Source organism: Streptococcus sinensis (assembly GCF_000767835.1).
Taxonomy (GTDB): Bacteria; Bacillota; Bacilli; order Lactobacillales; family Streptococcaceae; genus Streptococcus; species Streptococcus sinensis.
In genome coordinates, this window is the sequence record NZ_JPEN01000110.1 from 26,703 (window position 1) to 40,900 (window position 14,198).

The 14,198-nt window shown below is 44.3% G+C and carries 16 protein-coding genes and 1 tRNA gene; 16 read left to right on the plus strand and 1 reads right to left on the minus strand.

The annotated features are described in order from the left end of the window. Nucleotides 1-39 precede the first annotated feature (39 nt). Nucleotides 40-1,035, plus strand: coding sequence for a PhoH family protein (locus SSIN_RS09495; RefSeq protein WP_037618379.1), 996 nt, complete (start codon nucleotides 40-42; stop codon nucleotides 1,033-1,035). A 44-nt stretch (nucleotides 1,036-1,079) separates the two neighbouring features. Here the strand turns inward: SSIN_RS09495 and ald are convergent, their stop codons facing one another. Beyond that, entirely contained in the window at nucleotides 1,080-2,192 is a 1,113-nt protein-coding gene (gene ald / locus SSIN_RS09500; RefSeq protein WP_037618381.1) for an alanine dehydrogenase, read from the minus strand. Nucleotides 2,193-2,374: 182 nt separating this feature from the next. On the opposite strand from ald, the gene SSIN_RS09505 reads away from it, so the two are divergent. The 15 genes from SSIN_RS09505 to SSIN_RS09570 all read left to right on the plus strand — a co-directional run bounded on the left by SSIN_RS09505 (nucleotide 2,375) and on the right by SSIN_RS09570 (nucleotide 14,116). Next, nucleotides 2,375-2,944 carry a GNAT family N-acetyltransferase gene (locus SSIN_RS09505; RefSeq protein WP_037618383.1) on the plus strand — a complete coding sequence of 190 codons (570 nt, stop codon included), beginning with the start codon at nucleotides 2,375-2,377 and terminating at the stop codon, nucleotides 2,942-2,944. 49 nt (nucleotides 2,945-2,993) lie between these two features. Then, nucleotides 2,994-3,066 (plus strand) — tRNA-Thr (locus SSIN_RS09510). 139 nt (nucleotides 3,067-3,205) lie between these two features. Then, on the plus strand, nucleotides 3,206-3,703 hold the full coding sequence (ybeY, locus tag SSIN_RS09515; RefSeq protein ID WP_037618387.1) for an rRNA maturation RNase YbeY: 498 nt from the start codon (nucleotides 3,206-3,208) through the stop codon (nucleotides 3,701-3,703). Beyond that, the gene (locus SSIN_RS09520; RefSeq protein WP_037618389.1) at nucleotides 3,684-4,088 is read left to right on the plus strand and encodes a diacylglycerol kinase family protein; all 405 of its coding nucleotides are present in this window, start codon (nucleotides 3,684-3,686) and stop codon (nucleotides 4,086-4,088) included. The genes ybeY and SSIN_RS09520 overlap by 20 nt, the downstream gene beginning before the upstream one ends. Nucleotides 4,089-4,154: 66 nt before the next feature. Next, complete coding sequence (era, locus tag SSIN_RS09525) at nucleotides 4,155-5,054, plus strand: GTPase Era (RefSeq protein ID WP_037618392.1); 900 nt, start codon at nucleotides 4,155-4,157, stop codon at nucleotides 5,052-5,054. A 132-nt stretch (nucleotides 5,055-5,186) separates the two neighbouring features. Further along, complete coding sequence (locus SSIN_RS09530; protein ID WP_037618396.1) at nucleotides 5,187-5,678, plus strand: hypothetical protein; 492 nt, start codon at nucleotides 5,187-5,189, stop codon at nucleotides 5,676-5,678. Next, complete coding sequence (locus tag SSIN_RS09535; RefSeq protein WP_037618398.1) at nucleotides 5,678-5,887, plus strand: helix-turn-helix domain-containing protein; 210 nt, start codon at nucleotides 5,678-5,680, stop codon at nucleotides 5,885-5,887. The genes SSIN_RS09530 and SSIN_RS09535 overlap by 1 nt, the downstream gene beginning before the upstream one ends. A 25-nt stretch (nucleotides 5,888-5,912) precedes the next feature. After that, entirely contained in the window at nucleotides 5,913-6,737 is an 825-nt protein-coding gene (gene mutM / locus SSIN_RS09540) for a DNA-formamidopyrimidine glycosylase (protein WP_037618400.1), read from the plus strand. Between the two features lie 5 nt (nucleotides 6,738-6,742). Then, nucleotides 6,743-7,321: a dephospho-CoA kinase gene (gene coaE / locus SSIN_RS09545; protein WP_037618402.1), complete on the plus strand. Its 579-nt coding sequence runs from the start codon at nucleotides 6,743-6,745 to the stop codon at nucleotides 7,319-7,321. Between the two features lie 21 nt (nucleotides 7,322-7,342). Further along, nucleotides 7,343-8,545, plus strand: a complete 1,203-nt coding sequence (locus tag SSIN_RS09550; RefSeq protein WP_280513279.1) for a multidrug efflux MFS transporter — start codon at nucleotides 7,343-7,345, stop codon at nucleotides 8,543-8,545. Next, complete coding sequence (gene rpmG, locus SSIN_RS10400; protein ID WP_084578642.1) at nucleotides 8,545-8,694, plus strand: 50S ribosomal protein L33; 150 nt, start codon at nucleotides 8,545-8,547, stop codon at nucleotides 8,692-8,694. The genes SSIN_RS09550 and rpmG overlap by 1 nt, the downstream gene beginning before the upstream one ends. Nucleotides 8,695-8,735: 41 nt before the next feature. Then, a complete protein-coding gene (gene secG / locus SSIN_RS09555; RefSeq protein ID WP_037618407.1) occupies nucleotides 8,736-8,969 on the plus strand; it encodes a preprotein translocase subunit SecG in 234 nt (77 codons plus the stop codon). 89 nt (nucleotides 8,970-9,058) lie between these two features. Further along, nucleotides 9,059-11,401: a ribonuclease R gene (rnr, locus tag SSIN_RS09560; protein WP_037618408.1), complete on the plus strand. Its 2,343-nt coding sequence runs from the start codon at nucleotides 9,059-9,061 to the stop codon at nucleotides 11,399-11,401. Further along, nucleotides 11,364-11,831 (plus strand): SsrA-binding protein SmpB, encoded by a 468-nt coding sequence (gene smpB, locus SSIN_RS09565; protein ID WP_002894882.1) that lies wholly within the window; start codon nucleotides 11,364-11,366, stop codon nucleotides 11,829-11,831. The genes rnr and smpB overlap by 38 nt, the downstream gene beginning before the upstream one ends. Before the next feature lie 572 nt (nucleotides 11,832-12,403). Continuing rightward, on the plus strand, nucleotides 12,404-14,116 hold the full coding sequence (locus tag SSIN_RS09570) for a C69 family dipeptidase (RefSeq protein ID WP_037618410.1): 1,713 nt from the start codon (nucleotides 12,404-12,406) through the stop codon (nucleotides 14,114-14,116). The last annotated feature ends 82 nt before the right edge of the window (nucleotides 14,117-14,198 follow it).

Consider the following 14,198-nt stretch of genomic DNA (forward strand, 5'->3'; position numbering starts at 1 on the left):
TAATTCATTCAAAAAATTTAAAATAGAGAGGTTCTTTATTTGCAGGAACATTCAGTAGAATTGAAGCTGGGCCATCCAGATGATTCTTTTCATCTCTTTGGCTCTAATGAACGCTATCTGCGCCTGATGGAGCAGGAATTGAAGGTGACCATCCATGCCCGAACTGAGATTGTGCAGATTTTGGGAACAGAGACCGCCTGTGAGGAGGCCAGACAGGTCATCCAGGCTCTCTTGGTCTTGATCAATCGTGGCATGACGATTGCTACGCCCGATGTGGTGACAGCTATTACCATGGTCAAAAATGGTGAGATTGATAAGTTTGTAGCACTTTATGAAGAAGAGATTATCAAGGATAGCTATGGCAAGCCGATTCGGGTCAAGACACTGGGCCAAAAAATCTATGTGGACAGCGTTAAAAATCATGATATTGTCTTTGGTATCGGTCCAGCCGGAACGGGGAAGACCTTTCTGGCGGTGACCTTGGCGGTGACAGCTCTCAAGCGTGGTCAGGTCAAGCGGATTATTCTGACACGACCAGCAGTTGAAGCTGGTGAGAGTCTGGGCTTTCTTCCTGGTGACCTTAAGGAGAAGGTGGATCCTTATCTGCGACCAGTCTATGATGCCTTGTATCAGATTTTAGGTAAGGATCAGACAACGCGCCTGATGGAGCGAGAAATCATTGAGATTGCTCCCCTAGCCTATATGCGGGGGCGGACGCTGGATGATGCCTTTGTGATTCTGGACGAAGCTCAGAACACCACCATCATGCAGATGAAGATGTTTTTGACACGTCTCGGCTTCCAGTCCAAAATGATTGTCAATGGAGACATCAGTCAGATTGACCTGCCTCGCAATGTCAAATCTGGACTCATTGACGCTCAGGAGAAGTTGAAAAACATTTCCCAGATTGATTTTGTGCATTTATCGGCTAAGGATGTGGTCCGCCATCCGGTGGTGGCGGAGATTATCCGAGCTTATGAGCCTGTGCCAGTTAAACCAAGAGCAGATGAGGCGATAGAAGAAGAAACAGAATAGCATAAGAAAAGAGCAGAAGGGTGAAATCTGCTCTTTCTTTATTTTTATACAAGTTGGTCAATAGAGGTATAGTCCAGTCCCAAACCTTCTGCAACGGGCTGGCTGGTGATGTGACCTTGGTAGGTCGTCACACCTTGGCGCAGGCCTTCATCTTCAGCAATGGCTTGCTTGAAGCCCTTTCCTGCCAGCGCCTCGATATAAGGCAGAGTGACATTGGTCAGGGCAATAGTGGAAGTACGGGCTACAGCACCAGGGATATTGGCAACAGCATAATGGAGGACCCCGTGTTTTTCGTAGACTGGCTCATCATGAGTAGTCACTCTATCGGCTGTTTCGATGACCCCGCCTTGGTCAACTGCTACGTCCACAATAACAGAACCTGGACGCATTTGTTTGACCATCTCGTCTGTCACCAATTTCGGTGCTTTGGCACCAGGGATGAGAACCGCTCCAATTACCACATCAGCATCTCTCACGCTTGCCTCAATGTTGAAAGAATTTGACATAAGAGTTTGGATTTGGTTCCCAAAGACTTCCTCTAGCACTGAGAGACGTTTAGCACTGATATCTAAAATAGTCACTTGAGCACCAAGCCCAAGGGCGATGCGGGCAGCATGTGTCCCGACGACACCGCCACCGATGATGGTTACTTTTCCTTTTGGAACACCTGGTACACCACCAAGTAGGACACCAGAGCCACCAGCTTGTTTGGTAAGGAAGTGAGCTCCGATTTGAACCGCCATACGACCTGCAACTTCACTCATAGGAACGAGGAGTGGTAGTTGTCCTTGATTGTCACGGACCGTTTCATAGGCAATTCCTGTTGTTTTGGCTGCTAGCATAGCATCTGCCAATTCTGGAGCAGCGGCCATGTGCAAGTAAGTGAAGAGGAGAAGATCATCGCGCAAGTATCCGTATTCAGAAGCTAGTGGTTCTTTTACTTTCACGACTAATTCTGCTGCCCAAGCTTCACCAGCAGTAGCGACAATTTCTGCTCCCTGCTTTTGGTAGTCAGCATCAGTAAATCCTGAACCGAGACCAGCATTTGTTTCGATAAGGACACGATGACCACGACCAACTAAGCTATGAACACCAGCGGGTGTCAAGGCAACGCGATTTTCGTTGTTTTTAAGTTCTTTAGGAATTCCAATTAACATAAAGGTTTACTCCTTTTTCTAAATCCAGTCCCTCAATAATAGGAAATTACGGAGAGAGCCGAGTCGAATTTTGTGATGATTTTATTTTATATAAAACCGTTTCAAAAAGCAAGAAAAAATTGGGAAGGATTGTTTTTATCTGGGAATTGTGCTATTCTGGTAAGAAAAATGGGGAGGATTTGATGGAAAATATCTATGTCAAACTGGCCCGTCATTTTAGACTAGAAACTGAGCGGCTGATTCTGCGTCCGGTGACCTTGGATGATGCCCCAGCCATGTTTAAATATGCTTCGGATGAGGAAAATACTCGTTATACTTTTGAGACTAACAAAAATCTAGAAGAAACTCACAATAATATTGCCTTGTTTTACCTCGCTAATCCTTTGGGGCGTTGGGGGATCGAGCTGAAGGAGACGGGAGACTTTATCGGAACGATTGACTTGCATAAGATTCGGTTGGACTTAAAAACGGCAGCTATCGGCTATGTGATCAATAAAAAATACTGGAATCAGGGCTATACGACGGAAGCCAATCAGGCGGTGATTAAGTTAGCCTTTGAGGAGATTGGGATGAACAAGTTGGTAGCCCTCCATGATATCCATAATCCTGCCTCTGGTCGGGTCATGCAAAAGTCGGGGATGATCTTTTCCCACGAAGAGCCTTATGCGGCTTTAGACAAGCATGAGGAAGGGCGCATTGTGACACGAGTGCATTACTATCTGACTAGGGAAGAATATTTTGCAAAAAAATGAGAAAGGATATTGACAAGTGTTTATCTACATGATATAGTAGATAAGTACTGCTGATTTAGCTCAGTTGGCAGAGCGCATCCATGGTAAGGATGAGGTCGCCGGTTCGATCCCGGCAATTAGCACTCGATAGAAAGGTTGAGATTTTCTCAGCCTTTTTTGGTTTTAAATCAGGACTTTCTTCTAGTTCAAATACTATGCTTATGCCCTCATAGGCGCTCAAATGTGGTATAATAAAAGTAATATTAGTAAGGCAGGTAAAATATGTATATCGAAATGGTGGATGAAACCGGTCAGGTTTCTCAAGAAATCATCAAGCAGACTCAGGAAATCTTGGAGTTTGCGGCTCAGAAAACGGGCAAAGAAAATAAGGAAATGGCTGTAACCTTTGTAACAAATGAGCGCAGCCATGAGCTCAACTTGGAATATCGGGATACCGACCGACCGACGGATGTTATCAGTCTGGAATACAAGCCAGAGCTGGACATTGCCTTTGACGAGGAAGATCTGGCGGACAATCCTGAGCTGGTTGAGATGCTGGAGGATTTTGATGCTTATATCGGCGAGCTCTTCATTTCGGTGGACAAGGTGCGGGAGCAGGCGGAAGAATACGGTCACAGTTTTGAGCGAGAGATGGGTTTTTTGGCGGTGCATGGTTTTCTGCATATCAATGGCTATGATCATTATACGCCAGAAGAAGAAGCAGAAATGTTTGGCTTACAGGAAGAAATTTTAACGGCTTATGGACTTACAAGACAATAAAAAAAACAAGCGCAAATGGAAGAATCGGGATGTCATTTCGAGTTTGGAGTTTGCCCTGACGGGGATTTTCACGGCCTTTAAGGAAGAAAAGAATATGAAGAGTCATGTTCTTTCGGCTTTTGCTGCTATCATTGCAGGCTTGATTTTTCGTATTTCTGCTGCGGAGTGGCTTTTTTTGCTGCTGAGCATTTTTCTAGTCATCGCCTTTGAAATTATGAATTCTGCCGTTGAAAATGTGGTGGATCTGGCTAGTGACTATCACTTTTCTATGCGGGCCAAGAATGCTAAGGATATGGCGGCGGGAGCTGTTCTGGTCGTGTCAGGCTTTGCAGTTGTGACAGGGCTGATTATTTTTGTTCCCAAAATTTGGGATTGGATTTTTTAAGAATTTGAAAATCGGTGGTCATCCCCGATTTTCTGCTGTTTTAATGAAAATAATAGAGGTAACATAATGACTTTTAAATCAGGCTTTGTAGCCATTTTAGGACGCCCTAATGTTGGGAAATCAACCTTTTTGAATCATGTCATGGGGCAAAAGATTGCCATCATGAGTGACAAGGCCCAGACTACACGCAATAAGATTATGGGTATTTACACGACGGATAAGGAGCAGATTGTCTTTATTGACACGCCGGGAATCCACAAGCCCAAGACGGCTCTAGGTGATTTCATGGTAGAAGCGGCTTACAGCACGTTGCGTGAGGTGGACACGGTTCTCTTCATGGTACCGGCTGATGAGGCGCGTGGTAAGGGCGATGATATGATTATCGAACGCTTGAAAGCGGCTAAGGTACCAGTTATTTTGGTGGTTAATAAGATTGATAAAGTCCATCCGGATCAGCTTTTAGCGCAAATTGATGATTTCCGCCAGCAGATGGACTTCAAAGAAATCGTACCGATTTCCGCTCTGCAAGGCAACAATGTTTCCCATCTGGTTGATATTCTCAGCAACAATCTAGAAGAAGGCTTCCAGTATTTCCCAGAAGACCAAATCACCGACCATCCAGAGCGTTTCTTAGTGTCTGAGATGATTCGGGAGAAAATTCTCAAGCTGACGGAGCAAGAAGTTCCTCACTCGGTGGCGGTAGTCATTGAGAGTATGAAGAGGGACGAGGAGACGGACAAAGTCCATATCCGAGCGACCATCATGGTGGAGCGTGACAGCCAAAAAGGCATTATCATTGGCAAACAAGGAGTGATGCTCAAGAAGATTGGGAAAATGGCCCGTCGCGATATTGAAATCATGCTGGGTGATAAAGTCTATCTCGAAACCTGGGTCAAGGTCAAGAAAAACTGGCGGGACAAGAAGCTGGATTTGGCCGACTTTGGCTATAATGAGAAGGAGTATTAACAGAGAATTGGTTTTTTAACCAATTTTCTTAGTTTTAGAATTATCGTTTTACAATATTTCTTGACCTAGTTAAATTATTGTTTTATAATAATTGTAAGGATAAATTATCGTAAAACAATAAGGAGGTAAGCTATGAAGATGCAAATTTTGAAACAAGTAATAACCATAATTACTTGTTTGGTACAAATATTTTGTGCTTTCTGGTTTTTAGCTAGAGGTTTTGTAGCCATTGTCTTGATGATTTATAACTGGCAATCAACTGCTACTCCACTTGGAGAGTTATTGAGGTTATCTTATGAGATGATTTGGCTGGGGTTGCTTCCTATTTTGCTTTTTGGACTGATTCGAAGATTTTTACACAGCATGATAAACCATCAACTTTTTACAGATGAAAGTTATAGGCTTAGCAGATACATGTTGATTTTAGTCACTTGCTTACCTATTGGAAGTGTCATATGGGATATTTTTATCGGTCAAGAATCTATACAGTCTTGGATAGAGCTTGTAGATAATATATTTCTGCCCTATATGGATAGTCTGGCTTTGGTAGTTGTCTTAGGAGTCTTGCATCTTGTCATAAAAAACGGGAAGACAATTCAAGAAGATGTAGATGGTTTTGTGTAATGGGAAAAATCAAAGTTAATTTAGATAAAGTATTGGAAAAAAAGGGCTTGACCTCTAAAGAATTGGCGACAATTATTGGCATTACACAAGCAAATTTGTCTATTCTAAAAACAGGTAAGGCTAAAGGTATTCGCTTTGCAACCTTGCTGGCTATCTGTGAAACGCTGGATTGTCAGCCTGCTGATATTTTAGAGTATATTTCTGACTAATAAATAGAATATAGAAAGGAGCTTTATGCCTGAATTACCTGAAGTGGAAACGGTTCGGCGCGGTTTGGAGCGTCTGGTTGTTGGCAAGACGATTAGGCAAGTGCAGGTCCGCTATGCCAAGATGATTGGTACGGGAGTGGATGCTTTTGTCCATGACTTGCCGGGTCAAACCATTGAAAAGATGGGGCGTCGGGGCAAGTATTTGCTCTTTTACCTGACGGATGGAGTGCTGGTTTCCCATCTGCGAATGGAAGGCAAGTATCATTTTTATCCTGATGAAGTGCCTGAGCGTAAGCATGCCCATGTCTTTTTCGAGATGACGGATGGCGGAACCCTTGTTTATGAGGATGTCCGCAAGTTTGGGACCATGGAATTACTGAGAAAAGATCATCTGGAGCCATATTTTGCTGCTAGAAAGCTTGGTCCTGAGCCGACAGAGGCGGACTTTCTTTTACCGTCTTTTGCCGCAGCTTTGAGTCGGTCCAAAAAGCTCATCAAACCCTATTTGCTGGAGCAGACCTTGGTCGTTGGGCTGGGCAATATTTATGTAGATGAGGTGCTTTGGCGGGCGCGCATTCATCCGACTAGGCCAGCAGATAGTCTGAAGCCTGCTGAAGTGAAGCGCCTACGTGAGCAGATTATAGAAGTTTTGCAGCTTGGGATTGAAAAGAGAGGCTCGACCATTCGGACCTATCGCAATGCTTTGGGTGAAGATGGCACGATGCAGGATTTTCTGCAGGTCTATGGAAAGACTGGTCAGCCTTGTGCTAGATGTGGCAGTCCGATTGAAAAGATTAAGCTGGGAGGACGTGGTACTCATCTCTGCCCTCATTGTCAAAAAGCGAGGTGATTGTCATGGCAAAAATTATCGGAATTACAGGTGGTATTGCCTCGGGTAAGTCAACGGTAACAGACTTTTTGCGTCAGCAAGGCTATCAGGTTATCGATGCGGATCAGGTGGTCCATGAGTTGCAAGAGCCGGGTGGCCGACTTTATCAAGCTCTCTTATCCGCTTTTGGTTCCGCTATTTTACAGGAAGATGGACGCTTGGACCGACCCAAGCTGGGAGCTATGATTTTTGGGAATCCCGAACTCTTGGCCCAGTCCAGTCAGCTTCAGAACGAGATTATCCGCGAGGAGCTGGCTGGCAGGCGAGATTTGCTGGCAGAGACGGAAGACATCTTTTTTATGGATCTTCCCTTGCTGTTTGAGTTACAATATGAGGACTGGTTTGACCAAATCTGGCTGGTGGACGTGACGAAGGAAACTCAGCTCAGTCGACTTATGACTCGAAACGGTCTCAGTCAGGAAGAGGCGGAAAAACGCATAGCAGCTCAGCTATCTTTGCAAGAAAAACGAAAGAGGGCGGACGTGCTCATTGATAACAATGGTCCGCGTGAAGCTACCCGACAGCAAGTCTGCGATGCTTTGTAGAAATTAGAAAGAAGATGATTTATCACGTCACAAGTAAACTGGAAACATAACCTGAAAGTCGCTTGGTTTGGGAACTTCCTGACTGGTGCCAGCATTTCTCTGGTGACGCCTTTTATGCCACTCTTTGTGGAACAGCTGGGAGCGCGTGGTCATGAAGTGGAGTACTATGCTGGTCTGGGTATTGCCCTTTCGGCTGTTTCAGCGGCCTTTCTATCTCCTGTCTGGGGCAGTCTGGCCGACCGCTATGGGCGGAAACCTATGATGATTCGGGCTGCTACGGCAATGGTCTTTACGATGGGAGGACTTGCCTTTGTGCCCAATATTTTTTGGCTTTTATTCCTGCGCTTTCTCAATGGCGTTTTTGCTGGTTATGTTCCCAACAGTACAGCTCTGATTGCCAGTCAGGCTCCTAAGGACAAGACTGGCTATGCGCTGGGAACTTTGGCAACAGGTGTTGTTGCTGGCAATCTCATGGGGCCTTTGATTGGCGGAGTAATTGCTGAAGTCTTTGGCATCCGCAATGTCTTTCTGTTGATTGGCTTTTTCTTTCTGATTGCGACTCAGATGACGGTTGCTTTCATCCAAGAAGATTTTAGCCCAGTGACCAAGGAAGAGGAGATTGGCTTTAGAGAGCTGATGCGTCAGATTAAATATCCTAAGCTGTTGATTAATCTTTTTCTGACTAGCTTTGTCATCCAGTTTGCAGCCCAGTCCATCGGTCCTATTCTATCCCTTTACATTCGGGAGCTAGGTCAGACAGACAATTTGATTTTTGTCTCTGGTCTGATTGTCTCTAGTATGGGCCTGTCCAGCATGATGAGTTCTAGTCTTCTGGGTCGGCTGGGAGATCGGATGGGCAATCATCGCCTGCTGCTTTTAGCTCAGTTTTATTCCATAATCATTTACCTGCTCTGTGCTCATGCAGGCTCCTCTCTTCAGCTCGGTTTTTACCGTTTCTTGTTTGGCTTAGGAACTGGAGCTTTGGTACCGGGAGTCAACGCTCTATTGAGCAAGATTACGCCTAAGTTTGGAATTTCCCGAATCTTTAGTTACAACCAGATTTTCTTTTATCTGGGAGGTGTCATCGGCCCCATGTCTGGCTCGGCCATTGCAGCGACAGCAGGCTATCATTCAGTCTTTTATGCTACGGCCGGTTTAGTAGCAGTCAGTCTCCTCATCAACCTTTTTTGTTTTAGAAATTTATTGAAAAAGAAGGAAATCTAGTGCGCGTTAAAATTCATTTAAAATGCTCCAGTTGCGGCAGTCAGAATTATCTGACCAGCAAAAACATCAAGACTCATCCTGACAAGATTGAGGTTTTGAAGTATTGCCCCAAGGAAAGAAAAGTAACCTTACATCTTGAATATAAATAGATTTTATGATAAAATAGATAAGATTTTAAGGAGTTTTGTTTATGTATAGCCTATTATTAACAATTTTAGTTATTTTATCAGCTTTTATTATTATTGCAATTTTCATGCAGCCAACCAAAAATCAGTCTAGCAACGTGTTTGATTCTAGTGCCAATGATCTCTTCGAGCGGTCTAAGGCACGTGGATTTGAAGCAGTCATGCAGCGATTAACGGGAGTTATGATCTTTTTCTGGTTGCTGATTGCTTTGGTATTGGCGGTATTATCTAGTAAATAAAATGGGCTCTGACTTTGTCTTGGCCTTTTTTTAGAGTTTAAAAGAGGGTCAGTAAAGGTCAAGAGACCAATAATAAATAGAAAGAAAGTATGAAATCAGAAATTATTGAATATTTAAAAGAAGGGCAGCAGGCCAGCGTAGATGAGTTGGCAGCTGCTTTGGGAAAAGAGTCTTCCAAGGCTTTTAGTAGCCTAGTTAAGACCATCTCCCAGATGGAAAGAAAGCATCAGATTCGCTTTGATAACGAGGGGCGGATTGAGCTTTATGAGAAGAAAAAGCAGGAGCGTCTGACGCTCAAGGGTGTTTTTCATGCGCACAAAATGGGCTTTGGTTTTGTCACGTTGAATGAGGAGGAGGATGACCTTTTTGTCGGTCGTAATGATGTTAATTATGCGATTGACGGCGATACAGTGGAGGTAGTCATTACCAAGGTAGCAGACCGGATCAAGGGAACATCAGCTGAGGCTAAGATTATCGATATTTTGGAGCACAGCCTGACGTCAGCGGTTGGCCAGCTGGTTTTAGATGAGGAAAAGCCCAAGTATGCAGGCTATATCCGCTCGAAAAATCAGAAAGTCAGCCAGCCTATTTATGTTAAAAAACCAGCCTTGGTTCTGGATGGCACAGAGGTACTCAAGGTCGCGATTGACAAATATCCAACCAAGAAACACGATTTCTTCGTGGCTAGTCTGGTTGATGTGGTCGGCCATGTCAATGATCCAGGTATTGATGTATTGGAAGTGCTGGAATCCATGGATATTGTCTCCGAGTTTCCAGACAAGGTCTTGGAAGAGGCCAAGCGAGTTCCGGATGCACCGTCAGAGAGCGATTTTGAAGGACGTTTGGACCTTCGCGAAGAGATTACCTTTACCATAGATGGGGCGGATGCCAAGGACTTGGACGATGCGGTTCATATCAAGCGCCTGAAAAATGGCAACTTTGAGCTAGGCGTCCATATCGCAGATGTGTCCTACTATGTCAAAGAAGGCTCTGAGCTGGATAAGGAAGCCCTTAATCGGGCAACCTCTGTCTATGTGACCGACCGCGTGGTGCCCATGCTGCCGGAGCGCCTGTCCAACGGAATCTGCTCTCTCAATCCCAATGTGGACCGGCTGACCCAGTCGGCTATCATGGAGATTGATGCCAAGGGGCGCGTGGTCAAGCATACTATCACCCAGACTGTCATCAAGACGACCTTCCGCATGACCTATAGTGATGTCAACGACATCATCGCAGGAGATCAGGAAAAGGCTGAGCAGTTCAAGGCCATTGTACCTAGCATTGACAGTATGGTCCAGCTGCATGAGATTCTGGAAAGCATGCGCTTTAAACGGGGTGCGCTCAACTTTGACACCAATGAGGCCAAAATCATGGTCAATAAAGAAGGTCGGCCTGTGGATATTGTCCTGCGTCAGCGGGGAATTGCCGAGCGCATGATTGAGTCCTTTATGCTGGTGGCTAATGAGACGGTGGCTGAGCATTTTGCTAAGCTAAATCTGCCCTTTATCTATCGGATCCACGAGGAGCCTAAGGCGGAGAAGGTGCAGAAGTTTATCGACTACGCCTCCAGCTTTGGGATTCGGATATACGGGACGGCTAGCTCTATGAGTCAGCAGGCCCTGCAGGATATTATGGAGGCGGTGAAGGACCAGCCTTATGAGGATGTCCTATCCATGATGCTTCTGCGCTCCATGCAGCAGGCTCGCTACTCTGAGCACAATCACGGTCACTATGGTCTGGCAGCGGAGTTTTATACTCACTTCACCAGTCCCATTCGTCGCTATCCGGACCTTCTAGTTCACCGGATGGTGCGGGATTATGGCAAGTCTAAGGAAATAGCAGAGCATTTTGAGCAAGTGATTCCTGATATTGCTAGCCAGTCTTCCAGCCGGGAGCGTCGGGCTATCGAGGCTGAGCGAGAAGTCGAAGCCATGAAGAAGGCTGAGTATATGGAAGAATTCATCGGAGAAGAGTTTGACGGAGTGGTCTCAAGTGTTGTCAAGTTTGGGCTCTTCGTCGAACTGCCCAATACGGTCGAAGGCTTGATTCATGTCACCAACCTGCCAGAGTTTTACAACTATAATGAGCGGACTATGACCCTGCAAGGAGAAAAGTCCGGCGTGGTCTTCAAGGTCGGTCAGCAGATTCGTATCAAGCTGGTCCGAGCGGATAAGGCTACGGGCGAGATTGACTTTGACTACCTGCCAAGTGAATTTGACCTGGTAGAAAAGACTAGCAAGACTGGCAGAGGCAAGTCAGGCAGAAAGAAACGTCGTGAGGATGATAAGCGCAGCCATTCTGCCAAAGAAAAAGGCTATAAGAAAGATAAAAAGTCCAAGAAAGGCAAGAGCCAGAAGGCATTTTACAAGGAACTAGTCAAGAAAGGAGCCAAGCATGGCAAAGGGAGAAGGAAAGGTCGTCGCGCAAAATAAAAAGGCCAGACACGACTACACCATCGTAGATACCATCGAGGCTGGCATGGTGCTGACCGGTACGGAAATCAAGAGCGTCCGTGCCGCCCGTATCAATCTCAAAGATGGCTTTGCTCAGATTAAAAACGGTGAGGCCTGGCTCAGCAATGTCCATATTGCTCCTTATGAAGAGGGCAATATCTGGAACCAAGAGCCTGAGCGCCGCAGAAAGCTGCTGCTGCATAAGAAGCAGATCCAAAAGCTGGAGCAGGAGACCAAGGGAACTGGTATGACACTGGTGCCGCTTAAGGTCTATCTCAAGGACGGCTATGCCAAACTGCTCCTGGGCTTAGCCAAAGGGAAGCACGACTATGACAAACGCGAGTCCATCAAACGCCGCGAGCAAAACCGAGACATTGCAAGACAGATGAAGAACTTTAATACAAGATGAAAGATCGGGCGACCGGTCTTTTTTAGCTCCCTAGTCACTTAGTTTATTAAAAGGTCATGGAGAAAGAAATCTATACTTTAACCATACTTTTTGAAATATCCCAGCAGAAGTTCTGGCTATATTCTTCAAGCTTTGTTTACGATCGATGTCTTTTTCTTTTTGTAAAAGAACCTTCAAGCAGCTGGTTGATGGGTTAAACTAAATTATTAGAAAATTTTTGTCAGTTCTTCGAATTTTCGATCTACTAGTAGCAGAAAGAACAGATAGATTTTTCTTAGGCAAAATGACACAAGTTGATAATTTTGTCTCCGGTGACAAACTTTAGTAATCCACTACGGTCATCAAGAAGATGATAAAAATCAATAGTTTAATTCCTGATTCTAAGAGAATTAGGCTATTTTTTCTCATGTAGTTTAAAAATAGATGGGAGCAAGGATTTTATACAGATTTATGTAATCGCTTGCAATACATATAATAAAAGGATATACTAAAGATGAAATGTTGGTAGTACGGTTTACTTTGCTTGGGCTGGAATGGTTTCAGTCCCGTGTCTAGTCAAAAGGAGATAGACTATGAAGAAAATACTGCTTAAACTAATGTTTCTTGCAATGTTAGTTGCTCTCTTACCTGTTCATGTAGCGCAGGCCTGTTCTGGTTTTATTGTCGGGAAAGACTTGACAGCGGATGGTTCTACTTTATTCGGTCGGACAGAGGATTATCCTTATGCACCTGACGGCGGTCGGCACAATAAAAACTATGTGGTCGTACCCGCTAAGACCTATAAAGAAGGAGATAAACTCGAAGACGAGACAAATGGATTTACCTACCCACATTTGGCCAGTGAAATGAAATACACAGCTGTCTATGATTCTGATCGTGGCAATGGCAGCAATGGAGATTTTGGCGCTCACGGTTTCAATGAAGCAGGTGTATCCATGACAGCGACCGTTTCTGCATCACCAAATGACAAAGTCTTGAAAGAAGATCCACTTGTGGAAAATGGATTGGCAGAAGCCTCTATGGTTGATTTGGCTTTACCTCGTGCTAAAACAGCGCGTGAAGTCATCGAGACAGTTGCGAAAGTTTTGGATGAAAAAGGATCTGCAGAAGGAAATGTTATCGTTGCAGCAGACAAAAATGAGCTGTGGTACATGGAAATCCTGTCTGGTCACCAATATGTAGCCATTAGATTCCCAACCAATAAATATGCTGTCTTTGCCAATACCTACTATCTTGGCCATGTCGACTTGAACGATAAAGAAAATGTCATTGCTTCTAAAGATGTGGAAGAAGTGGCTAAAAAAGCAAACAACTACAAGACAGACAAAGATGGCAACTTCATGATTGCCAAATCTTACGGACCTGATGAATACATGGAACGTAACCGTTCACGGACCTATGCAGGTATCAAGTGGATGGATCCGCAAGCAAAAGTAAATTATGATGATGAAGCTTTTGATCTCTTGCGCGAACCAACTGATCCAAATAAGAAATACACGGTTCATGATGTGATCGCGGAACAAAGAAATCGTTTTGAACACTTGCCAGAATATAAAGCAGATGACTTAGTTGAAGTCGGTAAGAAGATCGATGGCAATGTTTACAAATATGCTCTTGGTAATGAAAACGTAATTGATGCTCACGTTTATCAAATCAAGCAAAACCTGCCAACAGCTTTCGGTGGTATCATGTGGCTCGGTCTTGCCCAAAGCCGCAATACTCCGTATGTGCCATTCTACGGTAATGTCGAAGATACCTACGAAGCTTTCAAAAACCGCTCAACCAAATATGACGGTAAATCTTGGTACTGGTCTGTTTGGCATATTGACCAAATGGCTATGAAATATCCAGAAATCTTTGGCAATAGCATCCAAGAAACATGGAAAGAAAAAGAAGCAGAATGGGATAAAGAACAGATTGAGCGCGATGCCAAATATGCGTCACTTTCAGATGAACAAGCTAAAGAGGCTGGTCCCGAAGTGACCAAAGAAGCTCTGGAACGCTCAGAAAAAATCTTTAAAGAAATCAAAGCTATCGAAGCAGAGATGGAAGAAAAGATTAAGAAAGAAAAAGGCGAAGATGCGGATCTGGTTTATGAGGGTTATAACAAAGCAAACTTGTTAGCAGAATACAAAGATGACAAGAAAGATAGTCAATCAGATCAATCTGAAACCAAGAAAAACGACTCTAATCAGTATGGTATGTGGCTGATTATCGCTTTAGTGGTGATTATTCCTGGATTTATTGCATTCAGACGATCTAACAAGAAAAAAGATCAAAACTAAATTTTAAACTCAAGCCAGAAATGTGTACTGACCCCAAAAAGTTGGACAAAAAATATTAGTGAAAGGATTTGGTTCTGTACTG